Origin of the sequence: Labrys sp. (in: a-proteobacteria), assembly GCF_047605565.1 — a bacterium.
Classification (GTDB): Bacteria; Pseudomonadota; Alphaproteobacteria; order Rhizobiales; family Labraceae; genus Labrys; species Labrys neptuniae.
On record NZ_JASGFM010000034.1, the window covers coordinates 24,788 to 49,249 of the forward strand.

Here is a 24,462-nt window from a genome sequence, read left to right on the forward strand (position 1 = left end):
CACATTTGCTAGTGCCCGGCATGAGTGTAGTTTCAACACGCCCGGCATCCAGGGGAGGAGAGGGCGTTACGGCGCATTAATTTGATTTGGGGATTGCGCGCCTATATGCAACAGGCATGGCCGGTCCTTCAAGGAAAACCGGTAGCTGAACAGGATTTAACGGATGACCACCTTCGACAAGCGGGAAGAGGCTTTCGAAAGCAAATTCGCCCATGACGAGGATCTGCGCTTCAAGGCGACCGCTCGCCGGAACAAGCTCCTCGGCCTGTGGGCTGCCGAAAAGCTCGGCCTTTCGGGTGACGAAGCCAACGCCTATGCCAAATCTGTCGTCCTGTCGGACTTCGAGGAAGCCGGTGACCACGACGTGGTGCGCAAGGTTCTCAGCGATTTCGCCGAAGCCAATCTGAGCATGAGCGAGCCGCAGGTCCGCCAGGTCATGACCGAATTGCTCGGCCGCGCCGTCCAGGAAATCCAGAACGGCGTTTGATGCCCGGCGTTTGAAAGAGGGCGTTTGACCGCCCTCGCTCAATCCATCTCTCACGATGCCCCGTCCGTGCGGGGCATCGCAGCAATGTGATCGGAAGTGCCATGACCGCCCCCACGCTGCGCGCGCGCCTGGCCAAAGGCGAAAAAATCTTTGCGGCCTGGATGGGGGCAGCCTATCCGCGCATGGCCGAGGCGCTCGGCCGCGCCGGCTTCGATGCCGTCATCGTCGATCTGCAGCATGGCGAGGCTTCCTTCGGCGAAGCGCGCGATGCCATCAGCGCAGCGCATCTGGCCGGCACACCGACGGGCGTGCGGGTCGGCCTCGACGGTTTCGGCGATGCCGCACGGCTCTATGACGTCGGCGCGGAGTTCGCCATCCTGCCGATGATCAATTCGGTGGCAGATGCCCGCCGTCTCGTCGACACGCTGAAATACCCACCGGTCGGCGGAAGAAGCTGGGGCGGCACCCGCGCCATTTCCCTGTTCGGTGCCGAGACCGAGGCATATCGCGGCGCCGCGAACGACCAGCTGATCGCGTTGGCCATGATCGAAACGCGACAGGCAGCCGATGCGCTCGAGGACATTCTCGACGTGCCTGGCCTCGACGGCGTCTTCGTCGGGCCGAGCGACCTGTCGATCAGCCTGAGCAACGGTGCCAGGCTCGATCATCAGCTGCCGGAATCGGTGGAAGTGATCAATCGGGTTCTCGCCGCCGCCAAGGCACGCAACAAGCTGACGGCGATCTATTGCGGCAATGGCGAGGCGGCAGCCCGCAACGCCGAGCTCGGCTTCGATATCATGGGCATCGGCTCGGACTGGGCCTTCCTGACCGCCGGCGCCCAGGCCGCCTTGAAGGCCGCTCGCGGCCATGCGGGCCCGGCCGGCCCGAATTATTGAGTCAGCCGCTGCTGATTCCGGGTGCGCTCCAGCGCTACTGGCTTTCGTGCTTGAGCTTGGAGAGGAAGGAGGCGAGGCGCAGCAGGCCTTCCGGCCAGGGGCCGTGCCCTGACTCCACATTGATATGGCCGGCTTCGCCCGCATCGACGAATTCGCTGTTCCAGGCCTCGGCAAAGGCGGTGGCGCGGTTGATCTCGCAATAGGGATCGTTCCGGCTCGCCACCAGGAGAGACGGGAAGGGCAGGGCCGTCATCGGGATCGGGTTGAAGTCGAGATCATAGCCCGGCAACAGGTCCGGCTTGTCCCAATCGGAAGGCGCCACCAGCATCGCGCCGATGACATGCCCTTTCAGACGCTCGGCCGCAAAGACGGTGGTGATCACGCCGATCGAATGGGCGATGATGATGGCCGGACGACTCGAACTCTGCACCGTCTCGACCAGTCTGTTCACCCAGGCCTCGCGCTCGGGATGATCCCAGTCGTCCTGTTCGACGCGACGGGCCGTCGAGAGCTTGGCTTGCCAGCGTGACTGCCAGTGATCCGGCCCGGAATTGCCGAGGCCCGGCACGATCAGAATGTCGGCATCGGAAATGCGCACGTCGATGTTTCTCCTGCTCGGTTAACAGGCACTTCGGCCACTGGGATCGAGCCCGTCTCGACTCAAGACCATGTGTCTATTCTAGGAGCGAGACGGCGGGCCGAAAACCGGGATGCTCCCGCGGCGCCGCTCGTCCACAACTACAGGGCGAACGTCCGCCCCCGGTTCAGGTTCCCGGGCCGAGGACGCGGTCGAAGATCGTGTCGACATGCTTGAAGTGATAGCCCTCGTCGAACATCGCCTCGAGTGCCGCATCCGACAGTTTGGCCGAGACTTCCGGGTCCGCCTTGAGGAAGGCGAGGAAATCGCCTTCGCCCCGCCAGACCTTCATGGCGTTGCGCTGGACCAGGCGGTAGGAATCCTCGCGGCTAGCGCCGGCCTGGGTGAGGGCCAGCAGCACGCGCTGCGAATTGTGCAGGCCGCCGAGGCGATCGAGATTGCGGCGCATGTTTTCGGGATAGATCACCAGCTTGTCGATCACGCCGGCGAGGCGCGCCAGCGCGAAGTCCAGGGTCACGGTGGCATCGGGACCGATCATGCGCTCGACCGAAGAATGCGAGATGTCGCGCTCATGCCAGAGTGCAACGTTCTCCAGTGCCGGCGTCACCGCCGAACGCACGATGCGGGCAAGGCCGGTGAGATTTTCGGTCAGCACCGGGTTGCGCTTGTGCGGCATGGCCGACGAGCCCTTCTGGCCGGCCGAAAAGAACTCCTCGGCTTCCAGCACTTCGGTACGCTGCAGATGGCGGATCTCGGTGGCGAGGCGCTCGATCGAGGAGGCAACCACGCCGAGCGTCGCGAAGAACATGGCGTGGCGGTCGCGCGGGATCACCTGGGTCGAGACCGGCTCGACGGCAAGGCCCATCTTTTCGGCGACATAGGCTTCCACCGCCGGATCGATATTGGCGAAGGTGCCGACGGCGCCGGAGATCGCGCAGGTCGCGATCTCCTTGCGTGCGGCGACGAGGCGTTCGCGGTTGCGCGAGAATTCGGCATAGGCCTGGGCAAGCTTGAGGCCGAAGGTGACCGGCTCGGCATGGATGCCGTGGCTGCGTCCGATGGTGGGGGTATATTTATGCTCGATGGCGCGCTTGCGCAGGGCGGCGAGCACCTCGTCGATATCGGCGATCAGCAGGTCGGCGGCCCGCGACAGCTGCACGGCCAGGCAGGTGTCGAGCACGTCGGAGGACGTCATGCCCTGATGCAGGAAGCGGGCCTCGGGGCCGACGATCTCGCCCAGATGGGTGAGGAAGGCGATGACGTCGTGCTTGACCTCCCGCTCGATCTCGTCGATCCGCGCCACGTCGAAGGTGGCGTCCCTGGCCTTCTCCCAGACCTTGGCAGCCGCCTCCTTGGGCACGACGCCGAGCTCGGCCAGCTTGTCGGTGGCATGGGCCTCGATCTCGAACCAGATGCGGAAACGGGACTGCTCCGCCCAGATGGAGACCATTTGCGGGCGGCTATAGCGTGGGATCATGGAGAAAGTCCTTTCGCGCCCCTTTTAGGCGCGGGTGCCGGGAAAGTGAAACGCAAATCTGCGGGTGGAAGGCGACGATATCAGAGAGCCGCCGTCGCGGCCTCGCGGATGGCGGCAATGTTGGCGGCATAGGCAGCCGGTCCGCCCTTGAACACATAGGAGCCGGCGACGAGAGCATTGGCGCCAGCCCGCACCACCAGCGGCGCGGTTTCGGGCGTAATGCCGCCATCGACCTCGATATCGATGTCGCGCTTGCCCACCCGGGCCCGGACGGCGGCGATCTTCGACAGGGTCTCGGGAATGAAAGCCTGGCCGCCGAAACCGGGATTGACCGTCATCACCAGGATGAGATCGGCGAGATCGAGCACATAGTCGACCACTTCGGGCGAGGTGCCCGGATTGATCGCCACGCCGGCGCGCTTGCCGAGCTTCCTGATGTGCTGCAGCGAGCGATGAAGATGCGGGCCTGCTTCGGCATGAACGGTGATGGTGTCGCAGCCGGCCCTGGCGAAATCGTCGAGATAGGGATCGGCCGGCGAGATCATCAGATGGGCATCGAGCTTGGTGCGGACATGCGGCCGCAGGGCAGCGGCTACACCCGCGCCGATGGTGAGGTTGGGCACGAAATGGCCGTCCATCACATCGTAATGCACCCAATCCGCACCGGCTTCCTCGATCGCCTGCACTTCTGCGCCGAGCGCCGCGAAATCCGCGGAGAGAATGGAGGGGGCGATGATGATCGGGCGGGACATGGCGGATCCTGGGCTGTGACGGTCGCGGTGAACGGGCAGTACCTGCCAGAGCCGGCCGTCCATTGCAATCGTTGAGGGAGCATCCTTCTGGGACCGCAGGCGTCTCGCCTGCATCTTCCTTCCTGCAAAGGCGTCGCTTTCAAGAGCAGGCGGGACGCCTGCGGTCCCAGGCAATCGACTTCCTCCCGATGTCGGTCCGTCATCGCCCTCCGAAACGATCCCGCCAGCTGGGCAAGGCCCCGGGGAAGGGCAGGGCTTTCGCCTCGTAGACGGCACGGGCACAGGCCCTCGCCAGGGCATGCGCCGCCGCCGTGCCCAGGGCGATCAGGTCGCCGATCGGTTCGGCCAGCGCCACGCGCCCCGTGGCGGCGGCAAACACGGTGTCGCCGTCGAGCGGGGTGTGGATCGGGTGGATGGCGCGAGCAAGGCCATCCTGCGCCATCACGGCAAAATGCTTGGTCTGGGCCTTGGTGAGCACGGCATCCGTTGCCACCACGGCGATCGTGGTGTTGCCTGCCTCCATGGCCTTGTGGCGCAGCGCCAGCGCGTCGTCGGGCCAGGGGATCGGCAGGCCGAGGCCACCGAATTCCCCGGCCTGCTCATAGGGCGCCGCCCAGAAATGGGCGCCGTCACCGATGGTGACGCTGCCGAGCGCATTGACCGCGACCAGCGCCCCGACCACATGGCGCCCGCAGCGCACCGAGGCGGAGCCGAGACCACCCTTCAGGCCGGCTGTGGTAGCGCCCAATCCGGCGCCCGACGATCCCAGGGCGAAGGTGTCGCCCGCCGCCTCGGCCGCAGTGAAGCCGAGTTCTCGATAGGGCGGAAAGCGTCCCCATTTCTTGTCGCCGCCATTGAGAAGGTCGAACAGGATGGCCCCTGGCACGATCGGAACCCTTACGGCGCCGACCTGGAAACCACGACCCTGCTCCGCCAAAAGGGCTCCGATGCCGGCGCCGGCTTCCAGGCCGAAAGCCGAACCGCCCGACAGGGCGATGGCGTCGATCCGCTCGACCGTCCGCTCCAGGGCGAGCAGATCGGTTTCCCGCGTTCCCGGTGCGCCGCCACGCACATCGACGGCGGCGACCGCCGGCTCCTCGAACACCACCGCCGTCGTGCCGGAGGCAATCGCGGCGTCTTCGGCATTGCCGACCAGCACGCCGGCGACATCCGTGATGAGATTGCGCATGAATCAGCCTCCGTTCGTCGGCAGCTTCGCACCCGCCATAGGGCGAGACAACCGCTTGGGGTGAAGCGCGAACTCCGGGCGCACGGGCATCCTGCCCGTTTTTCCTCGCTCGCGAACACGGTGTTTCCAAGAACGGGTAAGATGTGCCCGTGTGCCCGGAAGAAACGCTCGCTCGACGCCCAGGCCCATGCGCTTCTTAGCCCGAGTCCGCAGGCTCAGGTAATGAGGCCCTGCGACATCACTTCCGATCACGAGACAGGGAGTTTGACGAAACGGGCTTGGGCAAAAGGCGTGGGCGCGCTAGAGCAGGGGCTTCGCCGCCGGAAGGTGGTGTTGACGCGTGAATGCCTGTTCTGGATGGGTCCATGGCCGATATTACCCTGCCTGCCGTGTTCGTGGCCGGCCTGTTCTCCTTCCTCTCTCCCTGCGTGCTGCCGCTGGTGCCGCCCTACCTGACTTTCCTGGCCGGCTCCACGCTGGATGAGATGACAGGACAGACCATCGATAAGGGTGTCCGCCGTCGTGCGGTGATCTCGGCCTTGTGTTTCGTCGCCGGCCTTGCCACCATCTTCATCTCGCTCGGCGCCGGCGCCTCCTATCTGCTCGTTCTGCGCAGGGCGATGGCCAACGGCCTCAGCAGCCTGGCCGAAAAGGGTATTCTTCCCGCCTCCTGGGCCAATTCGATCGACCCGTTCTACCTGCTGGCGGGCATCGTCATCATCGCCATGGGCCTGCATTTCCTCGGCGTCTTCCGCATTTCGCTGCTCTATCGCCAGGCCCGCCTGCAGGCCGGCACCGGCTCCGGCCCCTGGGGCGCCTTCGTGATGGGCCTCGCCTTTGCCTTTGGCTGGACCCCGTGCATCGGTCCGGTGCTCGGCACGGTGATCGCCGTGGCCGGCAAGGATGGCAGCGTCAGCCAGGGGGTGACCCTGCTCGCCATCTACACGCTCGGCCTGGGGCTGCCCTTTGTGGTGGCCGCCTTTGCCATGAACCCCTTCATGCGCTTCCTGCGGAGCTTCCGGGCTCATCTCGGCACGGTGGAGAAGGCGATGGGCGGGCTGCTGGTGGTGGCCGGCATTGCCTTCCTGACGGGCGGCATGGCCGATTTCGCCATCTGGCTGCAGAACACCTTTCCGATCCTCAGCAAGCTCGGCTGATACCGAGGGATCGGTTCGCTTTTGGAGTGTCAATCTCCTGATTGACACTCTCGTAGAGGATCGTCTGTCGGAAAAAGATGTCAATCTCGCTCCATCAAAATGATGGAGCTGTGGAGATTGACACTCCGTGCTTACCCACTTTTGCGAGTGCAAAGGGGCTGTTGCTGCCTGTTCGGCCCAGATAAAAACCCGCCCCGGTGAACCGGAGCGGGTCATAGTCGTCATGGCGATAGGAGGCGAGGCGCCTCAGGAGGGGTTCTGCTCCGCGGCGATCTTGCCGTCCGCAGCCTTCTTCCAGGTGTAGATGGCGTAGGCCGGCTGAGCCAGATCGCCCTTCTTGTCGTAGGAGATCTCGCCGATCACCGTCTGGAACTTCTTGCCCGAATGCATGACCTCGGCGATCTTCTGCGGATCGGCGGACTTGGCCTCTTCGGCCGCCTGCGCCAACACCTGCACGCCGGCATAGGCCAGCAGGGTGAAGCCGGCCGGATCGGTGCCGCCCTCGCGGAAGCGCTTCGCCAGGTCGGCATTCGCCGGATAATCCTCGATCTTCGGCGCAAAGGTCATCAGCGTGCCGACCACGGCGTCACCGCCGATGGTGGCGAATTCCGGTGAGTTGAGGCCATCGGCGCCCATCATGATGGTCTTGCCGCCCTGGTCGCGCAGCTGCTTGAGGATCAGCGCGCCCTCGGTGTAGTAGCCGCCCCACAGCAGCACGTCGGCGCCGCTGGACTTCAGCTTGGTAACGAGACCGGAATAGTCCTTTTCGCCGGCGTTCACGCCTTCATAGAGGACTTCCTTCACGCCGGCATCGTTGAGGTATTTCTTCGCGCCCTTGGCCAGGCCTTCGCCATAGGTCTGCTTGTCGTGCGCGATGGCGATCTTCTTGTCCTTGAAATGCGCCAGGACATAGTCCGCCCATACCTTAGACTGCTGGTCGTCGCGGCCGCAGGTCCGGAAGGTGTTCCACAGCCCGCGATCGGTCAGCTTCTCGCTGGAGGCAGAGGGAGTGACGTTGATGATGTTGTTGTCGGCATAGACATCCGAGGCGGCGATGGCACCGCCGGAGGTGACGTGGCCGACAACCCAGGTTATCCCGTCGCCCACGAATTTGTTGGCGACCGAGACGCTCTGCTTGGGATCGGCCTGGTCGTCACCGACGCTGATCTCGATCTTCTGGCCGAGCACGCCGCCCTTGGCGTTGATGTCCTTCACCGCCATATCGGCGCCTGCCTTGGCCTGCAGGCCGTAGGAAGCAGCGGGGCCGGTCATCGGGCCACCGACGCCGAGCTTGATCTGCGCCTGCGCGCTGCTGCCCAAGGCGAGGCCCGCTGCGAGTACAGCGCCGGCCAATGAAAGTTTGTTCATGGGGTTCTTCCCTGTTGTACTGGGCGCAGACCGTTCTTTTCTGGACCGGTTCGGCTGCGCCCGATGACGCCATTGTCTAAATTTCCAGCGGCTTGTCACGGAAATTCAGGCGAATTCGCAAAGGGGAGGGCAGCCTGGCCATCTCCCCCTGCGTCATGTCCCATGTCGCGGCCCGATCCGAGCCGCGAATAGGAGGCCTCCAAAGAAATCGCCCCAGCGAACCGGGGCGATTGAGATATTACGAAGAATGAAGGCAGGTCACTTGTTCTGGAAGAAGTCGATCTTGCCGTCGGGACCCTTCTTCCAAGAGAAGATGACGTAGTCGATCTGCTTCATGTCGCCCTTGTCGTCATAGGAGACGTCGCCGATCACCGTCTTGAAGGCTTTGCCCGAATGCATCACTTCGGCCATCTTCTGCGGATCGGCCGATTTGGCTTCTTCCGCGGCCTGGGCCAGCACCTGCACGGCCGCATAGGCCTTCAGCGTATAGCCTTCCGGCGTGAAGCCGCTGTCCTTGAACTGCTTGACGATGGCGGCGTTGGACGGATCATCCTCGGCCTTGGGCGCGAAGGACATCTGGGTGCCGATCACGGCGTCGCCGCCGATGGTGGCGAATTCAGAAGAGACCAGGCCGTCGCCCGAGACCATCACGGTCTGCATGCCCTGGTCGCGCAACTGCTTGAGGATCAGGGCCGCTTCGGTGTAGAGGCCTCCATAGATCAGCACGTCGGCGCCGACGGCCTTGAGCTTGGTGACGATGGCCGAATAGTCCTTCTCGCCGGTGTTCACACCTTCGAACAGGACTTCCTTCATGCCGTCGGCAGCCATCAGCTTCTTGGCATTCTCGCCCAGGCCCTGGCCATAGGTGGTCTTGTCATGGACGATGGCGACCTTCTTGCCGGGATAGGTGGCCTTGACGTAATCCACCCAGACCTTGGCCTGCTGGTCGTCACGGCCGCAGGTGCGGAACATGCCCCAGAGCTTGCGGTCGGTCACCTTCTCGTTGGTGGCGGCCGGGGTGATGGCGACGATGCCATTGTCGCCATAGACCTCGGAAGCGGGGATGGTCACGCCGGAGTTGTAGTGTCCCACCACCCAGGTCACGCCGTCGCCGACGAACTTGTTGGCGACCGAAACGCCCTGCTTGGGATCTGACTGATCGTCGCCGACGGTCGATTCCAGCTTCTGGCCGAGTACGCCGCCGGCGGCGTTGATGTTCTTGATGGCTAGTTCCGCGCCCTGCTTGATCTGGGCTCCAGAGGCCGCACTCGGACCGGTGATCGGTGCGCCGATGCCGATCTTGATCTGCGCGAAGGCGGACGTGCTGAGCAGCAGGCCTGCCGCCAGCGCTGCGCCTGTCAACCAGACTTTTTTCATGTCGTTCTCCCAGTGGATTGGTGGAGCTTGCGGCTCCGGTCTGCGGATAGTCAGGACGTGAACGAGGCCGTCAGCCCAAGTTGCGCGTACAGCTCATCCGATTTCCTTGTTGCTTGTATTCGGTCATTCTGCGCTCGATCGTGCACTCCAGCCAAGCGCACCCGATCGCTGGAACATCCAGCCATATTTGCCGACCATCTGCTTGGCGAGCCGGACGCGATAGGACAACAGGCCGATGAGCTGAATGATGACGAGGTCGACCACGAAATAATAGGGCGAGAACATGTTGCCCCCGAACGGCGCCTGGTGAAGGAAGCGCACGCCCATGGTCAGCAGCACCAGATAGAAGAACAGGATCGGGTAGCGGCTCCAGGTCGAGGCGCTGGCCTTGCCGGTCATCCAGGCGGCCCAGCCCCCCATCAGCAGCGTGACCAGCACGAAGACGAAGGGACTGTCCTCGTAGAGGTAGGTTTCCATCTCAATGACCCCCTTCCAGATAGGCTGCGCGCACCTCGGGCCGGGCGAGCAGTTCCTTGCCGGTGCCGGACATGGTGATCTGGCCGTTGACCATGACATAACCTCGATGCGCCAGGCGCAGGGCATGAAAGGCATTTTGCTCGACGAGGAAGACGGTCAGCTTCTCCGTCTCGTTGAGCACCCGCACCGCGTCGAAGATCTGTTTGACGATCAGCGGTGCCAGGCCGAGCGAGGGCTCGTCCAGCATCAGAAGGCGCGGCCGACTCATCAGGGCGCGGGCAATTGCCAGCATCTGCTGTTCGCCGCCCGAAAGCGTACCGCCGCGCTGGCTGGCGCGTTCCTTCAGACGCGGGAAGAGCGTGTACATGCGCTCGAGATCGTCGGCGAAATGGGCATTGCCGTCGATCTCGGCTCCCATCTGCAGGTTCTCGTAGACCGTCATGCGCTGGAAGATCCGCCGTCCCTCGGGGGATTGGGCGATACGCAGCCGGGCGATCAGGTGCATCGGCATGTGGGTGATGTCTTGCCCGTCGAACGAAATCGAACCGACACGGCATTTGGGCGAACCGAAGACCGTCATCATCAGGGTCGACTTACCGGCGCCGTTGGCGCCGATGATGGTGACGATCTCGCCCTGGTTGATGTCGACGTCGACACCTTTGAGAGCGTGGACCTGTCCGTAATAGGTGTGTACGCCGCGGACGGCCAGCAGGGGCGAGGACATGCTCAACTCTCCGTTTCCTCGTCGGTGCCGAGATAGGCGGCGATCACGGCTGGGTCGTTGCGGACCTGCTCGGGCGTGCCGTCCGAGATCTTGGTGCCGTAATTGAGCACCACCACATGGTCCGAAATCTCCATGACCACGGACATGTCATGCTCGATCAGGAGAAGAGAGGTGTCGTGATCGCTGCGGATCGTGCGCAGCAGCTTGTTGAGATCGAGGCTTTCCCTCGGATTGAGGCCGGCGGCCGGTTCGTCCAGGCAAAGCAGCACCGGCTCGGTGCACATGGCGCGCGCAATCTCCAGGCGGCGCTGGTCGCCATAGGGAAGGCTGCCGGCCGGATCGTCGGCTCGGGCCATCAGGCCGGTCTTGTCGAGCCAGTATTTCGCCTTCTCGATCGCAGCCTTCTCGGCATGGCTGTAGGTGGGCAGGCCGAGAATGCCGAAGACGGAGAAGCCCGACGCGCGCATCAGGTGGACATGCTGGGCGACCAGCAGGTTCTCCAGCACCGTCATGCCCGCGAAGAGGCGGATGTTCTGGAAGGTTCTGGCGACCTTGGCCTGGCGGGAGACCATGAAGTCGGGCATGCGCTCGAGCAGGTAGAGCGTGTCCTGGCCATGGCTCAGCTTTTGCTGGGTGGTTGCGGTCAGGGCATCGAATTCGTCCCAGGCCGCCACCGAGCCGTGACGCAGGCCGATCCGGCCTTCGGTCGGCTTGTAGAAGCCGGTGATGCAGTTGAACACCGTGGTCTTGCCGGCGCCATTGGGGCCGATCAGGGCGGTAATGTCGCCCCGGCCGCAATTGAAGGAGACGGCGTTGACGGCGGTGAGGCCTCCGAACCGCATGGTCAGCTTCTCGACCTTGAGGATCGGATCGCTGTGCCAGTGCTGTTCGGGATGGGCGTGCGAGGCGAGGGCGGGATCGATCATGTCGTTGTTCTCGGGCGCGCTCATCCGTGACCTTCCTGTACGAGGGCGCCAGAGACGATCTTGCGTTCCTTCAGATAGACGGTGGGAGCACGGTTGGAGATGAGACCGCGCGGCTTCCACAGCATCATCGAGACCATGGCGAGGCCGAAGATCATGGGACGATACTGGCTCGGGTCGAAGTCGGGCCCGAAGATCCACTTCATGAAGGTCAGCTCACGCAGGATCTCCGAACCGCCGACCAGCAGGACCGCTGCTACGACCACACCGAGCAGGCTGCCCGAACCGCCGAGCACGACGATGGCGAGCACCATCACCGATTCCTGGAACACGAAGCTCTCGGGATTGATGAAGCCCTGCTTGGCCGCGAAGAAGGCGCCGGCGAGACCGCCGAACAGGGCGCCGCTGGCGAAGGCTGCGAGCTTGGTGGTGGTGGTGTTGATGCCGAGCGAGCGGCAGGCGATCTCGTTCTCGCGCAAGGCTTCCCAGGCGCGGCCAACCGGCAGCCTGCGCATGCGGCTGGTGATGTAGGCCGTCATCACTGCGAGAATGAGGATGACATAATAGAAGAAGATCTTGCCGTGGATCGGCGAGAAGGCGAGGTCGAAGGTCTTGGCAAAACCGTTGGGGCCGGCGGTGAAGGGAATGCCGAAGAAGGTGGGCGGCTTGATCGAGGTGATGCCGTCATTGCCGTGGGTGAAGGATTTCCAGTTCACCAGCACGCTGCGGATGATCTCGCCGAAGGCCAGCGTGACGAGGGCGAGATAGTCGCCGCGCAGGCGCAGCACGGGAAAGCCGAGGATGATGCCCCAGAGCGCGGCGAGGAACCCTGCGATCGGCAGGCATTCCCAGAAGGTCATGCCGTAATAGACCGACAGGAGCGCGTAGGAATAGGCGCCGACCGCGTAGAAGGCGACATAGCCCAGGTCCAGGAGGCCGGCCATGCCGACCACGATGTTCAGGCCCCAGCCCAGCATGATGTAGATCATGATCTGGATGCCGTAGCTGTCGATCCACTTCAGCGAGCCCTTGTCGCCGAGGGTACCCAGCATGACGAGGGGGAAGACGAGCGCGAGCCCGGCTCCGAACCACATCACCCAGGGCGACATGCCGATCCGCGACATGGTCTGGGCGAATTTGGAGGGGGTCTTGTGTTCCGGGCGCTGCGGGCGCAGCAGCACGAAGAGGCGGACAGCCAGGATGAGGCCGACGATCACGGCGGTGGTGATCAGGCCGCCGAAGCGTTTGCCGAAGCCGAAATCGGGGTTGAGGAAATTCAGGCGGAAACTGTTGGTCGCCTGGTCCGAATAGGTCGTCAGCCCCACCACCGGCAGGAACATGCAGGTGGAGACCGCTGCCCAGAAGATGAGATCCTTGAACAGGTCGGCCGATGAAATGCGCGTGGTATCGGATTCGGCCATGATCACACCTTCTCCACTTCGGGGCGTCCCAGCAGGCCTTGCGGCATGAAGATCAGCGTGATGGCGAGCACCGAGAACACGGCGACGTCGCGATAGGCCGCTACGTCGCCCTCGAAGGATCCCTCCCACAATTTTTCGATCAGGCCGATCAGCATGCCGCCCAGCACCGCACCGGGCAGGGAGCCGATGCCGCCGAGGACCGCGGCGGTGAAGGCCTTGACGCCGGGCACGAAGCCGTCACGGAAGTTCACGGAACCGTAGAGCACCAGAAACATCAGGCCGGCGACGGCGGCGAGGGCGGCGCCCATGATGAAGGTGATCGAGATGGTGCGGTCGACATCGACGCCGAGCAGGGCGGCCATCTTGCGGTCCTGCTCGCAGGCGCGCTGGGCGCGGCCGAGCGAGGTCCGGGAAACGATGTACCAGAAGATTGCCAGCAGCACCGCCGTGGTGACGAAGATCAGGATGGCCTTGAGCGAGAGCGAGGCGTCCATGGCGCGTCCGTCCGAGGTGACCTCCGACCAGATCTGATATTTCGCGCTGAGGGCAGCGTCCACGGCGTGGGGGATCGCCTTGGATTCGGCGCCCTGGCTGACCTGTACGAAATTGGACAGGGCCATGGAGACGCCGATGGCGGAGATCAGCGGAGCGAGGCGGAAGGATCCACGCAGCGGGCGGTAGGCGATGCGCTCGATGGCCCAGTTCCAGATACTGGTGAGGACCATGCCGATTGCCATGACCACCAGTAAGGCCACGACGACCGACGAAAGTCCGAGCAAGGTTACCAGGATCACGAAACAGATGAATGCGATGATCGCGGAGAGCATGAACAGATCGCCGTGAGCGAAGTTCACCATGCCGATGATGCCGAACACCATCGTGTAACCTACGGCGATAAGACCATATAGCGATCCTACCGCCAGCCCGTTGATGAGCTGCTGTAAAAACTCTGCCATCGTCTACAAACTTTCCCCTCTGTCGACGCCGTCCTTGCTTCTCCTGGTCTCCCTTTGGCGGGATTTTTGCCTAAGAGACAGGCAGTCATTCGACGATTTCCTGTCATAGCAAGCGCTTTGCAAACTGACAATCACCGCGATGGTCTCGAAAGCGAAGTTTCTGGAAATCACGAAATATTTATGCAGCCCGACGAATTTTTTAGCGTCGGCTGGCGTTAGAAGCGTCAATTTTGCACCAGTAACGCCCAAAAAACGATTTAGCGACTGAATGGCTCCAGTCGTGCAGACGTGTAACGGCTGTTAGATTTCGTCTAGATCCACACAAAAATTTCGATGGCCATACTATCCTTCATCAGGGGAAAGAATATTGCTGAATAATTGCGCACACCCCTTGCACGCGAATGTTGCGGCGGCGGGGCGAGCAACAAAATGTCAGGTCGGGAGTTGTCGCAATTGCGCGAGCGCCTCCCTCGTGTCCACGTCGAAGCTTGCGGCGCTCGAAGAGACGGGAATCTCGACCACCGCATCGCCGTTGGCCTTGAGGATCTGCCGGCCTCCGGCGTCGCCCTCGATGGCCTGCAATTCGTCGAAGAATCGCCGTGCCCAGATCACGGGATTGCCGCGCTGCCTCTCAGTGACGGGAAGCACGATGAGGGCGCCCTTATCCGGTTCGAAGGCCGATATCAGCCGATCGAGCAGGGCGGCATCCACCAGCGGCATGTCGCCCAGCGCGATCAGGGCAGCGTCGCATTCGGCGGGCAGGGCCGCGATGCCGGCGCGCACGGAAGTGGAGAGGCCTTCGGCGAAGTCCGGATTGTGCACGAAGGAGACGGCCAGCCCGGCCATGGCATCGCGAACCTCGGCCTGCTGGTGGCCGGTGACCACCGTGACCGAACCCGCCTTGCTGGCGAGCGCGGCTTCCACGGCATGACGGACCAGCGGCTTGCCGGCATAGTCCTCCAGAAGCTTGTTCGATCCGCCCATGCGCGTGGAGCGGCCGGCAGCCAGGACGATGGCCGCGACGTGAGGAGGGCTCTCGCCCGTCTTCCCGGCCGCTGCGCGCGGCTGGGGACGGCTGACGATCTCCATCAGCAGGCCGCCGACGCCGAGGCCGACGATATCGGCGCGGGTGACCGGCAGGCCGGCCAGCAGGCGGTGCAGGATCCAGTCGAAGCCGTTCTCCTTGGGCGAGCGCGCGCAGCCTGGCGCGCCCAGCACCGACATGGCGCCGGAACGCCCCAGCAGCAGGAGATTGCCTGGATCGACCGGCATGCCGAAATGTTCGACCGTGCCGCCCGATATTTCGATGGCTGCGGGGATGACGTCGCGCCTGTCGGCAATGGCCGAAGCGCCGAAGATGATGGTGAGGTCGGCCTGAGCTGCCTTGGCTTGATCGAGGGCAAGCGCCAGCGCCGGGGCCTGATGCGGCACCCTTTCGTCGAGGACGAGTGTGGCCTCGGCCGGCGCCAGGCGTTCCTTCAGTACCTGCAGGGTGCGGGCGATCACGCTTTCCTTCAGGCCCGGCAGCAAAGTGGAGATGGCGGCTACCTTGAGCGGGCGGAAGGGAGCGATCCGGATGATCGGGGCACCCAGGCTCGCAAGCGCGCGCTCGAAGGTCGGCGCCTCGACTGCAAAGGGGATGATCTTGACGGTTGCGATCATTTCGCCGGCCTTGACGGGATCGAAGGCAGGGAGGGTCGCGAAGGTGATGCTTTCGTCGATGGCGTTGACCCGATCGACGCCGTCACGGTCGATCACCAGCACACCGGCCTGCTCGGCGAACAGATTGGCCCTGCCGGTGAAGGGCTCGGCCACGCGCACGCCTTCACCTCCCAATCTGGTGGCAATGCGCTCGGCGGCGATATCCTCGCCGACATCGCCGGGATCGAGCCTGGCGATGACGATGGACTCGACCCTTTCGCGGCGCAGCGCCTCGATTTCGGCTGGCCCGATATGCGTACCCTTCTTGAGGACAAGCCCCCCCTTGCGGATCGAATGGACAGCAACGCCGCCCTGGGCCTGGTCTATGGAAATCTCGCCGAAAAACATGGAAACACAGTCACTTATAACAGGGTTTTGACAGGACAGGCGACCTGGGTTGCCTCTCGCCACTCTCCAGTCGAAGCGCGGCAGTAATCTCTGCCATGATCGAGACGGCGATCTCGGCCGGGCTGATAGCGCCGATGTCGAGGCCGATGGGCGCCCGGATACGCGCCAGCGCGGCCTCGCCGACACCGGCCTCGCACAACCGCTCGATGCGGCGCGCATGCGTCCTGCGCGAGCCCAGCGCCCCCACATAGAAGCACTCGCGTTCGAGCGCATGTATCAGTGCCCCATCATCGATCTTCGGGTCGTGGGTGAGGGCGACGAAGGCGGTGTAACGGTCAATGCCGAGGGGCGGCAAGGCGACATCGGGCCATTCGGCGAACAGTTTGACGTCGGGAAAGCGCTCTGGCGTGGCAAAGGCGGTACGCGGATCGACGATAACAGGATCCTGGCCGACGAGGCGGGCCAGGGGGACCAGCGCCTGGCTGATATGGACGGCGCCGATCATCACCAGGCGTACCGGCGGCACGTGGACGGTGATGAAATGGCGCCTGCCATCCTGCTCGACCGTGGCGGAGCGACCCTGCCGCAATTGCTGCGACAGCACGGAGGCCAGCGGATCGGCCGGGATCGCGCTTTCCTCGACCAGGCGTTCCTCGCCGGTCTCGAGATCGGTGACGAGAAGAACGGCCTTGCGGGTGGCTTTGGCCTGGTTGAGGGCCTGGAGGGTGGCAAGTTTCATGGCGGAGCCTGCGACAAATATTGCGAAGGAAAGCGGCCTTCAGTCCAGTTTCTCGACATAGACCCGGATGGTGCCGCCGCAGGACAGGCCGACCCGCCAGGCGGTCTCGTCGGCGACCCCGAACTCGATCAGGCGCGGCTTACCCTCTTGAATAACGTCGAGTGCTTCGGTGACCACGGCGCCTTCCACGCAACCGCCGGAAACGGAGCCGAGAAAATTGCCGTCCTCGTCGATCACCAGGTTCGAGCCCGTCGGGCGCGGCGCCGAGCCCCAGGTTTCCACCACGGTGGCGATGGCGACGCCTTTGCCTCGTTCCCGCCACTGCTGGGCGCTGGCAAGGATGTCGGTGTCGGATGCGAAATTGCTGGTGGTATCATTCATCGAAATTGCTCCTTGAAACGGGGGGCGGCATGATCGCCGCGTTTATTCGGAATCTTGGAGTGTCAGCCTCCTGCTGACCTCTTGAAAGCCAAGCACTCACCAGCAGATACGATGTCAGCCGGAGGCTGACACTCCAAAAGCGCCGTTGCCGGTCCTTCTCAACCAGCGCGTTTTAACCAACTCCTGGGGTCGGCGGCGGCATCGGCCCTGCGGTCGAGGGCTTTGACCAGGTCGCCCATGCTCCTGAGATTGTGAATGGTTCTGAATTCGTCAACATGCGGCAGCATGGCCTTGATGCCGGCCGCACGCGCTTCGAAGGCGTCGAAGCGCAGCAGGGGATTGAGCCAGATCAGGCGGCGGCAGGAACGATGCAGGCGGTCGAGTTCCTTGGCGAGGCCGGGATCGACCTGACGCTCCAGCCCATCGGTGATCAGCAGCACCGTGGCGCCCTGGCCGAGCACGCGGCGCGACCAGTCCTTGTTGAAGCGCTCCAGACAATGGGCGATGCGGGTGCCGCCATCCCAATCCTTGACGGCTCTGGAAGCATGTTCGAGGGCCTCGTCGGGATCGCGCGTCCTCAGCGAACGCGTGATGTTGGTCAGCCGCGTCGCGAACACGAAGGCATGCACGCGCCGGCCCTTTTCCGAGATCGCATGCAGGAAATGCAGAAACAGGCGGGAATAGTCCGCCATCGATCCGGATATGTCGCAAAGCGCCACGAGGGGCGGGTGCTTCTCGCCGGCCTGCCGATAGGCGATGGATACGAGATCGCCGCCGCTGCGCATGGCGGCTCTGAGAGTCCTTCTGAGGTCGATGACCTCGCTGCCTCCGGGCCTGAGGCGACGTGTCGGGACATTGTCGAAAGGCAGGCGCAGCCCTGCCATTTCCTTCTTGGCGGCAGCGATCTCCTCCGCGGTCATCTGGGCGAAGTCCCGCTCCTTGAGGATCTCGCGCTCCGACATGGTCAGGCGCGCGTCGAACTCGACGAGCTTCTTCTCTTCCACCTCGCGCGGCGGCTCCTTGTAGAAGGCATCGTTGACGCGCTGCGCGCCGGCCTTGGGCTTGGGCGGTTCCTTCATCGCCACCGCCTGGGGGGACATCATGGCGATGAGTTTTTCGGTCAGGGCGCGCTGGCGCCAGAACAATTCGAAGGCTTGGCGAAAGAGCAGCGATTGTTCGTGCCGCGTCACGAAGACGCTGTGCAGTGTCCAGTAGAAATCCTGCTTGCCGCCGAGACCGGCTGTCTCCACCGCCCGGATGGCATCGAGCACGCTGGCCGGGCCGACCGGCAGGCCGGCGTCGCGCAGGAGGCGGCCGAAATAGGCGATGTTGTCGGCAAGCCTGCCGATCTCTGGGGGCGCTGTTTCGGCAGGCGGGATGTCAGGCATGGGCCTGCGCCCCGGCTTTGACGCTGTCGATCAGCCTTTTGGCCTGGCTGCCGGAGAGGCGGGCAATGTCGTCCTGATATTTCAAGAGCACGCCGAGCGTGTCGGAGACGAGCGCGGGATCGAGCGCCACGGCATCGAGCTCGGTCAGGGCGGTGGCCCAGTCCAGCATCTCGGCGACGCCCGGCGCCTTGAACAGGTCCTCCCGGCGCAGCGCCTGCACGAAGCCGATCAGCTCGCGCGACAGCTTGGCAGGCACATGCGGCACCTTGCGGCGCAGGATCTCGAGTTCGTTCTCGGCGCTGGGATAATCGACCCAGTGATAGAGGCAGCGCCGCTTGAGGGCATCATGGATCTCGCGGGTGCGGTTGGAGGTGATCACGACGATGGGCGGCGCTTCCGCCTTGACCGTGCCGAATTCGGGAATGGTGACCTGGAAATCTGAAAGGACCTCCAGGAGATAGGCTTCGAAGGCCTCGTCGGTGCGGTCGAGTTCGTCGATCAGCAGGATCGGCGCACCACCGGCCTGGGGGCGTACCGCTTCCAGGATGGGCCGGGCGATCAGGAAGCGTTCGGAGAAGAGATCGGAACCGAGGCTGGCGCGGTCGACATTGCCGCCGGCCTCGGCCAGGCGGATCTCGATCATCTGCGCCATGGTGTTCCATTCATACACCGCCGAGGCGATGTCGAGCCCTTCATAGCATTGCAGGCGGATCAGGGAGCGGCCCAGCGTCGCAGACAGCACCTTGGCGATCTCGGTCTTGCCGACGCCCGCTTCCCCTTCCAGGAAAAGCGGGCGGCCCATGCGCAAGGCGAGGAACAAGACGGTGGCAAGGTCGCGCCCGGCTACATAGTCGGCCTTGGCGAGTAGGGCGGCTGTTGCGTCGATGGAGGCGGGAAGGGAGGCAGGCAAGGCAAACTCCTGAAATCTGCCGGCACTATAGGACGAGTCCCTGCCAAGCGGAATTTCTCGATGGGGCCCATGAATGGGCAATGTCGAAAAACTCCGCAAGTCTTTGAGATCCTGCAGAGTTATCCTGATCGGGCCCGATCAGAAGGGGGCGAGGCCAGCATCGACGAAGGCCTGGCGGTAATGGGTGGCCGTGCCCGCATCGAAACAGCAGAACACGACGAGCGACGGGGGCGCCGACAGCAGCGGCAAGGTATCGATGACGGTCGCGACGGCGATCGTGGCCGCTTCGTCCGCCGGGTAACGGTAGATTCCGGTGGAAATGGCCGGAAAGGCGATCGAGGCAATGGCATTGGCCGCGGCGACTTCGAGGCTGCGCCGATAGCAGGAGGCGAGCCTGTCGGCCTCTCCCTGGGCGCCGCCATTGAAGACCGGGCCAACGGTATGGATGACATGACGGGCCGGCAGCCGGTATCCCCCGGTAATCTTGGCATCGCCCACCTTGCAACCGTTCAGCGTACGGCACTCCGCCACCAGCTCCGGCCCGGCGGCACGGTGGATGGCTCCATCAACGCCGCCACCGCCGAGCAGGGAGGTATTGGCGGCGTTGACGATGGCCTCCACCCCCAGCGTGGTGATGTTGGCGACGAGGACCGTCAAGCGGGTCTTGGCCAAATCGGTGGAGAATTCGGCTTCGGGCATGGTTCCTGAAGATGCGGGCATGCGCGCGCTTTCGGTCGGTGCAGGAGACGGGAGCGCAAATGAGGGCCGCGCTCCCGGAGAGCAAAACGCTTTGGGTCGGTCACTTGGCGGCTGCGACGGCTCTCTTGGTCAGCACGCCGATCAGGTGGGCGCGGTAGTCGGCGCTGGCGTGGATGTCGCCGTTGAGCCCCTTGGACGAGAGGCTCACCCCGTCGAGCGATTTGGCATGGAAGCGCGACGACAGCGCTTCTTCGGCCTTGGTGTGGCGGAACACGCCATCGGAGCCGGCGCCGGTGACCGCGACGCGCACCGAACTTCCCTTCTTGGCCACGAACACCCCGACCAGGGCGTAGCGCGAAGCCGGATTGGGGAATTTCTGATAGGCTGCCTTGGCCGGAATGGGGAAGGAGATCTTGGTGATGATCTCGCCTTCCTCCAGCGCGGTATCGAACAGGCCGGTGAAATATTCGTCGGCCGGGATCTTGCGCTTGTTGGTGATGATCGTGGCGTTGAGGGCGAGGGCCGCCGCCGGATAATCGGCGGCCGGATCGTTGTTGGCGAGCGAGCCGCCGATGGTGCCGCGCGAACGTACCGCCGGATCGCCGATCATGCCGGCGAGAGCGGCGAGAGCCGGGATGGCTTCGCCGACCGTGGCGCTCGCAGCCACGTCGCCATGCGGCGTGGTGGCGCCGATGACGAGATTGCGGCCCTTCACCTCGATACCGCTGAGGCCCTCGATCTTGGTGAGGTCGATCAGGGTGGTGGGGCTGGCGAGGCGCTGCTTCATGGTCGGCAGCAAGGTGTGCCCGCCGGCGAGCAGTTTGGCGTCTTCCGCCTTGGCGAGGGCGGCGACGGCCCCGCGCACGGAGGTCGGGCGCTGATAGGTGAACGGATACATGGGAGGCTCCCAGGGTTGAAGTGGGGGGGCGGGTCTTCAGACCCGCCTGATTCTCGTGGCTTGGAGGTTCCTGGCGGGTCCCGCTCCATCGGTGTGCCGATGGAGCTGAGAAGACCCGCCCCTGTTATTCTGCTGCCTTCTTGCCCTTGGCGGCGCGCTGCACGGCGTTCCACACCACCTGGGGCGAAGCCGGCATGGCGATGTCTTCCAGGCCGATGGCATCGGTGATGGCGTTCATCACCGCTGGCGGTGCCGCGATCGCACCGGCCTCGCCGCAGCCCTTGATGCCGAGCGGGTTGGAGGGGCAGGTGGTCTTGGTCATGCCGACATTGAAGGAGGGCAGGTCGTCCGCGCGCGGCATGCAATAGTCCATGAAGGAGGCGGTCAGGAGCTGGCCGTCCTTGTCATAGACCGCACCCTCGAGCAGGGCCTGGCCGACGCCCTGGGCGATGCCGCCATGCACCTGGCCCTCGACGATCATCGGGTTGATCAGTTCGCCGAAATCGTCCACTGCCGTCCAGCGCGCGATGGTGGTGACGCCGGTGTCGGGATCGATCTCGACTTCGCAGATATGCACGCCCGCCGGGAAGGTGAAATTGGTGGGATCGTAGAACGCGCCTTCCTTGAGGCCGGGTTCAAGGTCCTGGCCCGAGAATTTGTGGGCGATATAGGCCTGCAGAGCCACTTCGCCGAAAGCCAGGCCCTTGTCGGTGCCGGCCACCGAGAAGCGCCCATCCTTGAACTCGATGTCGCCTTCGGAGGCCTCCAGCACATAGGAGGCGACCTTCTTGCCCTTGGCGATGACCTTGTCGACCGCCTTGACGATGGCCGACATGCCGACCGCGCCGGAACGCGAGCCATAGGTGCCCATGCCGAACTGCACCTTGTCGGTATCGCCATGCACGACGGCGACCGAGTCGATGGGGATGCCGAGCCGGTCGGACACCAACTGCGCGAAGGTGGTCTCATGGCCCTGGCCATGGCTGTGCGAGCCCGTCAGCACCTCGACCGTGCCGATCGGATTGACGCGGATCTCCGCCGATTCCCACAGGCCGACGCCGGCGCCGAGGGAGCCCACCGCCTGGGAGGGCGCGATGCCGCATGCCTCGATATAGGCCGAATAGCCCAGGCCCCTGAGCTTGCCGGCCCGCTCGGAGGCGCGGCGGCGGGCGCCGAAGCCCTTAACGTCGTGCAACTCCATCGCCTTGTCGAGCGAGGCATTATAGTCGCCGGCGTCATAGGTCATGATCACCGGGGTCTGGTGCGGGAAGGACTTCACGAAGTTCTTCTTGCGGAACTTGGCCGGATCGAGGCCAAGTTCACGCGCCGCCACCTCGACAAGGCGCTCGACCACGAAGGTCGCCTCCGGCCGTCCGGCGCCGCGATAGGCGTCGACCGGGGCGGTGTTGGTGTAGACGCCGTCGACCTCGGCATAGATCGCCGGGATGTCGTATTGGCCCGACAGCAGCGGCGCATAGAGATAGGTCGGCACGCTGGAGGAGAAGGTCGAGAGATAGGCGCCGAGATTGGCGATGGTGTGGACGCGCAGACCGGTGATCTTGTTGTTGGCGTCGATGGCGAGTTCGGCGCGGGTGACGTGATCGCGGCCATGAGCGTCGGCCAGGAAGGCCTCGGTACGGTCGCCGGTCCATTTCACCGGGCGTCCAATGCGCTTGGCAGCCCACACGCACACCGTCTCTTCGGCATAGATGAAGATCTTGGAGCCGAAGCCGCCGCCGACATCGGGGGCGATCACGCGCAGCTTGTGCTCGGGTGCGATGCCGATGAAGGCCGACAGCACCAGGCGGGCGACATGCGGGTTCTGCGAGGTGGTATAAAGAGTATAGGCCTCGGTACCGGAATCGTAGTCGCCGACGGCGGCACGCGGTTCGATGGCGTTGGGCACCAGGCGGTTGTTGAGGATGTCGAGCTTGGTGATGTGCTTGGCTGCCTTGAAGGCGGCGTCGGAGGCCGTCTTGTCGCCGAGATGCCATTGGAACACGGTGTTGTTCTCGGCCTCGGCATGGACCTGGGGCGCGTCCTTGGCCTGGGTCTTGGCGGTATCGACGCTGGCCGGCAGCGGCTCATAGGTGACGTTGATGGCCTCGGCACCGTCCTTGGCCTGCGCCAGGGTTTCGGCAAGCACCACGGCGACATGGTCGCCGACATAGCGCACCTTGCCCTGGGCCAGCGCCGGATGGGCGCCGGCCTTCATCGGCGAGCCGTCCTTGGAGTGGATCATCCAGCCGCAGATCAAGCCGCCGATCTTGTCCTGCGCCAAATCCTCGCCGGTGAGGATCTCGATGACACCTGGCAGCTTGCGGGCTTCGCTGATGTCGATCGACTTGATCGTCGCATGCGCATGCGGCGAGCGCAGGAAATAGGCATGGGCCTGGCCCGGGCGATTGATGTCGCCGGTATAATTGCCCTTGCCGGTGATGAACCGGAAGTCCTCCTTGCGGCGCACTGGTGCGCCCACGCCCGTGGCGTTCATGACGTTCTCTCCCCTGGAGCAGCGCGCGTTCAGGCGTGAACGCTTGTTTGCTCCAATTCGCTGTTTCGACGCGTTTTGCGGTCTGGCCCGATTTCCTCGGGTCGCAAAACGCCATGGGATTGGAATAATCCCCGGCAAACAAAGGCTTCGCCGAGAGAGTCGATGAAATGATCGAGGTCCGGAGCGTCGATCGACGGCATTTTGGGCTGCCGCGAACAGTTGGGTGACGCAGTCCGGGAGAGAACGACTATTCGGCCGCCTGCAGCGTCTGGCCTTCGGTCATGGCCTTGGCTCCTGCCGCCACCGCCTTGACGATGTTGTGGTAGCCCGTGCAGCGGCAGATATTGCCTTCCAGCTCATGGCGGATGGTGGCCTCGTCGAGATCGCCGCCGAGTCGGTCGACCATGGCGACCGAGGTCATGATCATGCCGGGCGTGCAGAAGCCGCATTGCAGGCCATGATTGTCGCGGAAGGCTTCCTGCATCGGATGGAGCTGGCCGTTGTTGGCGAGGCCCTCGATGGTGGTCACCGAGCCGCCGCTGGCCTGGACGGCGAGGGTGGTGCAGGATTTGACGGCCTTGCCGTCGATATGCACCACGCAGGCACCACATTGGCTGGTATCGCAGCCGACATGGGTGCCGGTAAGCCTGAGGTGCTCGCGCAGAAATTCGACAAGTAAAGTACGTGGGTCAATATCAGCCGTAATTTCCCGTCCATTGACGAGAAGCGAAACGGAAGCCATGGGGTCCTCCAACCGGTTCGCGATCTGTTGTCCCCTCTGCGTTCGCCACCATTCATTTGGTGGTCTGAACCAAGGACTCTCATGAAGCAGATCGGAATGATTCCAGTCTGGACCCCCGTTTTTCGGTGGTCAAGTGACAAGCTCGAAAAGTTGAGGGTCGTTTTTGCGGGGTTTTTCGCGTTTTTTGCGATTTTTCGAACAAGGTCGGCAAAGGGGCGCCTGCGACAAGACAGCACGAGTACGGGGTCTTGCAATGCAGCATGGAATGCTGTGCTGCAAAGGGAACTATGCGGCAAAAGCACAACACCCATCCGCAAATGCCGCGCCCCGTTTGGCGTTCGCTCGCACAATCATCTCGAA

The 24,462-nt window shown here is 63.9% G+C and carries 22 protein-coding genes and 1 pseudogene; 3 read left to right on the top strand and 20 right to left on the bottom strand.

Annotated features, from left to right (window positions below):
• Positions 1–163 precede the first annotated feature (163 nt).
• Together QM672_RS24375 and QM672_RS24380 are read left to right on the top strand one after the other, a co-directional pair.
• Entirely contained in the window at positions 164–487 is a 324-nt protein-coding gene (locus tag QM672_RS24375) for a DUF1476 domain-containing protein (protein ID WP_311938783.1), read from the top strand.
• Positions 488–588: 101 nt separating this feature from the next.
• Positions 589–1,383: an HpcH/HpaI aldolase family protein gene (locus tag QM672_RS24380; RefSeq protein ID WP_311938784.1), complete on the top strand. Its 795-nt coding sequence runs from the start codon at positions 589–591 to the stop codon at positions 1,381–1,383.
• A gap of 34 nt (positions 1,384–1,417) precedes the next feature.
• Here QM672_RS24380 and QM672_RS24385 read toward each other — a convergent pair whose 3' ends face one another.
• The 4 genes from QM672_RS24385 to QM672_RS24400 form a co-directional block, all read right to left on the bottom strand.
• Positions 1,418–1,981, bottom strand: coding sequence for an RBBP9/YdeN family alpha/beta hydrolase (locus QM672_RS24385; protein WP_394309550.1), 564 nt, complete (start codon positions 1,979–1,981; stop codon positions 1,418–1,420).
• A 166-nt stretch (positions 1,982–2,147) separates the two neighbouring features.
• Positions 2,148–3,458 (bottom strand): adenylosuccinate lyase, encoded by a 1,311-nt coding sequence (purB, locus tag QM672_RS24390; protein ID WP_311938787.1) that lies wholly within the window; start codon positions 3,456–3,458, stop codon positions 2,148–2,150.
• 80 nt (positions 3,459–3,538) lie between these two features.
• Positions 3,539–4,210: a ribulose-phosphate 3-epimerase gene (rpe, locus tag QM672_RS24395; RefSeq protein ID WP_415085712.1), complete on the bottom strand. Its 672-nt coding sequence runs from the start codon at positions 4,208–4,210 to the stop codon at positions 3,539–3,541.
• A 199-nt stretch (positions 4,211–4,409) separates the two neighbouring features.
• Positions 4,410–5,399 carry a P1 family peptidase gene (locus QM672_RS24400; RefSeq protein WP_415085714.1) on the bottom strand — a complete coding sequence of 330 codons (990 nt, stop codon included), beginning with the start codon at positions 5,397–5,399 and terminating at the stop codon, positions 4,410–4,412.
• Between the two features lie 365 nt (positions 5,400–5,764).
• Here QM672_RS24400 and QM672_RS24405 point away from each other — a divergent pair, with 365 nt between their 5' ends.
• Positions 5,765–6,556 carry a cytochrome c biogenesis CcdA family protein gene (locus QM672_RS24405; RefSeq protein WP_367626710.1) on the top strand — a complete coding sequence of 264 codons (792 nt, stop codon included), beginning with the start codon at positions 5,765–5,767 and terminating at the stop codon, positions 6,554–6,556.
• A gap of 246 nt (positions 6,557–6,802) precedes the next feature.
• On the opposite strand, the gene QM672_RS24410 is transcribed toward QM672_RS24405, so the two are convergent.
• The 16 genes and pseudogenes from QM672_RS24410 to QM672_RS24485 form a co-directional block, all read right to left on the bottom strand.
• Positions 6,803–7,924 (bottom strand): branched-chain amino acid ABC transporter substrate-binding protein, encoded by a 1,122-nt coding sequence (locus QM672_RS24410; protein WP_311938794.1) that lies wholly within the window; start codon positions 7,922–7,924, stop codon positions 6,803–6,805.
• 258 nt (positions 7,925–8,182) lie between these two features.
• The gene (locus QM672_RS24415; protein ID WP_068299299.1) at positions 8,183–9,301 is read right to left on the bottom strand and encodes a branched-chain amino acid ABC transporter substrate-binding protein; all 1,119 of its coding nucleotides are present in this window, start codon (positions 9,299–9,301) and stop codon (positions 8,183–8,185) included.
• Positions 9,302–9,424: 123 nt separating this feature from the next.
• Complete coding sequence (locus tag QM672_RS24420) at positions 9,425–9,778, bottom strand: DUF6867 family protein (protein ID WP_311938797.1); 354 nt, start codon at positions 9,776–9,778, stop codon at positions 9,425–9,427.
• A gap of 1 nt (position 9,779) precedes the next feature.
• Positions 9,780–10,502, bottom strand: coding sequence for an ABC transporter ATP-binding protein (locus QM672_RS24425; RefSeq protein ID WP_311938799.1), 723 nt, complete (start codon positions 10,500–10,502; stop codon positions 9,780–9,782).
• A 2-nt stretch (positions 10,503–10,504) separates the two neighbouring features.
• Positions 10,505–11,428 (bottom strand): ABC transporter ATP-binding protein, encoded by a 924-nt coding sequence (locus QM672_RS24430; RefSeq protein ID WP_311938963.1) that lies wholly within the window; start codon positions 11,426–11,428, stop codon positions 10,505–10,507.
• Between the two features lie 20 nt (positions 11,429–11,448).
• Positions 11,449–12,645: pseudogene (livM, locus tag QM672_RS24435) on the bottom strand (high-affinity branched-chain amino acid ABC transporter permease LivM); the annotation flags it as partial.
• A gap of 203 nt (positions 12,646–12,848) precedes the next feature.
• Positions 12,849–13,802 (bottom strand): ABC transporter permease subunit, encoded by a 954-nt coding sequence (locus tag QM672_RS24440; RefSeq protein ID WP_311938801.1) that lies wholly within the window; start codon positions 13,800–13,802, stop codon positions 12,849–12,851.
• A gap of 432 nt (positions 13,803–14,234) precedes the next feature.
• A complete protein-coding gene (locus QM672_RS24445; RefSeq protein ID WP_415085719.1) occupies positions 14,235–15,851 on the bottom strand; it encodes an NTP transferase domain-containing protein in 1,617 nt (538 codons plus the stop codon).
• A 10-nt stretch (positions 15,852–15,861) separates the two neighbouring features.
• Positions 15,862–16,590 (bottom strand): XdhC family protein, encoded by a 729-nt coding sequence (locus QM672_RS24450; RefSeq protein WP_311938805.1) that lies wholly within the window; start codon positions 16,588–16,590, stop codon positions 15,862–15,864.
• A gap of 39 nt (positions 16,591–16,629) precedes the next feature.
• On the bottom strand, positions 16,630–16,971 hold the full coding sequence (locus tag QM672_RS24455) for an XdhC family protein (protein ID WP_415085721.1): 342 nt from the start codon (positions 16,969–16,971) through the stop codon (positions 16,630–16,632).
• Positions 16,972–17,129: 158 nt separating this feature from the next.
• Positions 17,130–18,359: a vWA domain-containing protein gene (locus tag QM672_RS24460; protein WP_415085723.1), complete on the bottom strand. Its 1,230-nt coding sequence runs from the start codon at positions 18,357–18,359 to the stop codon at positions 17,130–17,132.
• Positions 18,352–19,269 (bottom strand): AAA family ATPase, encoded by a 918-nt coding sequence (locus QM672_RS24465; RefSeq protein WP_311938810.1) that lies wholly within the window; start codon positions 19,267–19,269, stop codon positions 18,352–18,354. The genes QM672_RS24460 and QM672_RS24465 overlap by 8 nt, the downstream gene beginning before the upstream one ends.
• Positions 19,270–19,407: 138 nt before the next feature.
• Positions 19,408–19,968 (bottom strand): O-acetyl-ADP-ribose deacetylase, encoded by a 561-nt coding sequence (locus tag QM672_RS24470; protein WP_415085725.1) that lies wholly within the window; start codon positions 19,966–19,968, stop codon positions 19,408–19,410.
• Positions 19,969–20,068: 100 nt separating this feature from the next.
• Positions 20,069–20,866, bottom strand: coding sequence for an FAD binding domain-containing protein (locus QM672_RS24475; RefSeq protein ID WP_311938812.1), 798 nt, complete (start codon positions 20,864–20,866; stop codon positions 20,069–20,071).
• Positions 20,867–20,990: 124 nt separating this feature from the next.
• Complete coding sequence (locus QM672_RS24480; protein ID WP_394309528.1) at positions 20,991–23,360, bottom strand: xanthine dehydrogenase family protein molybdopterin-binding subunit; 2,370 nt, start codon at positions 23,358–23,360, stop codon at positions 20,991–20,993.
• A gap of 247 nt (positions 23,361–23,607) precedes the next feature.
• Positions 23,608–24,102 (bottom strand): (2Fe-2S)-binding protein, encoded by a 495-nt coding sequence (locus QM672_RS24485; protein WP_311938816.1) that lies wholly within the window; start codon positions 24,100–24,102, stop codon positions 23,608–23,610.
• Positions 24,103–24,462 lie beyond the last annotated feature (360 nt).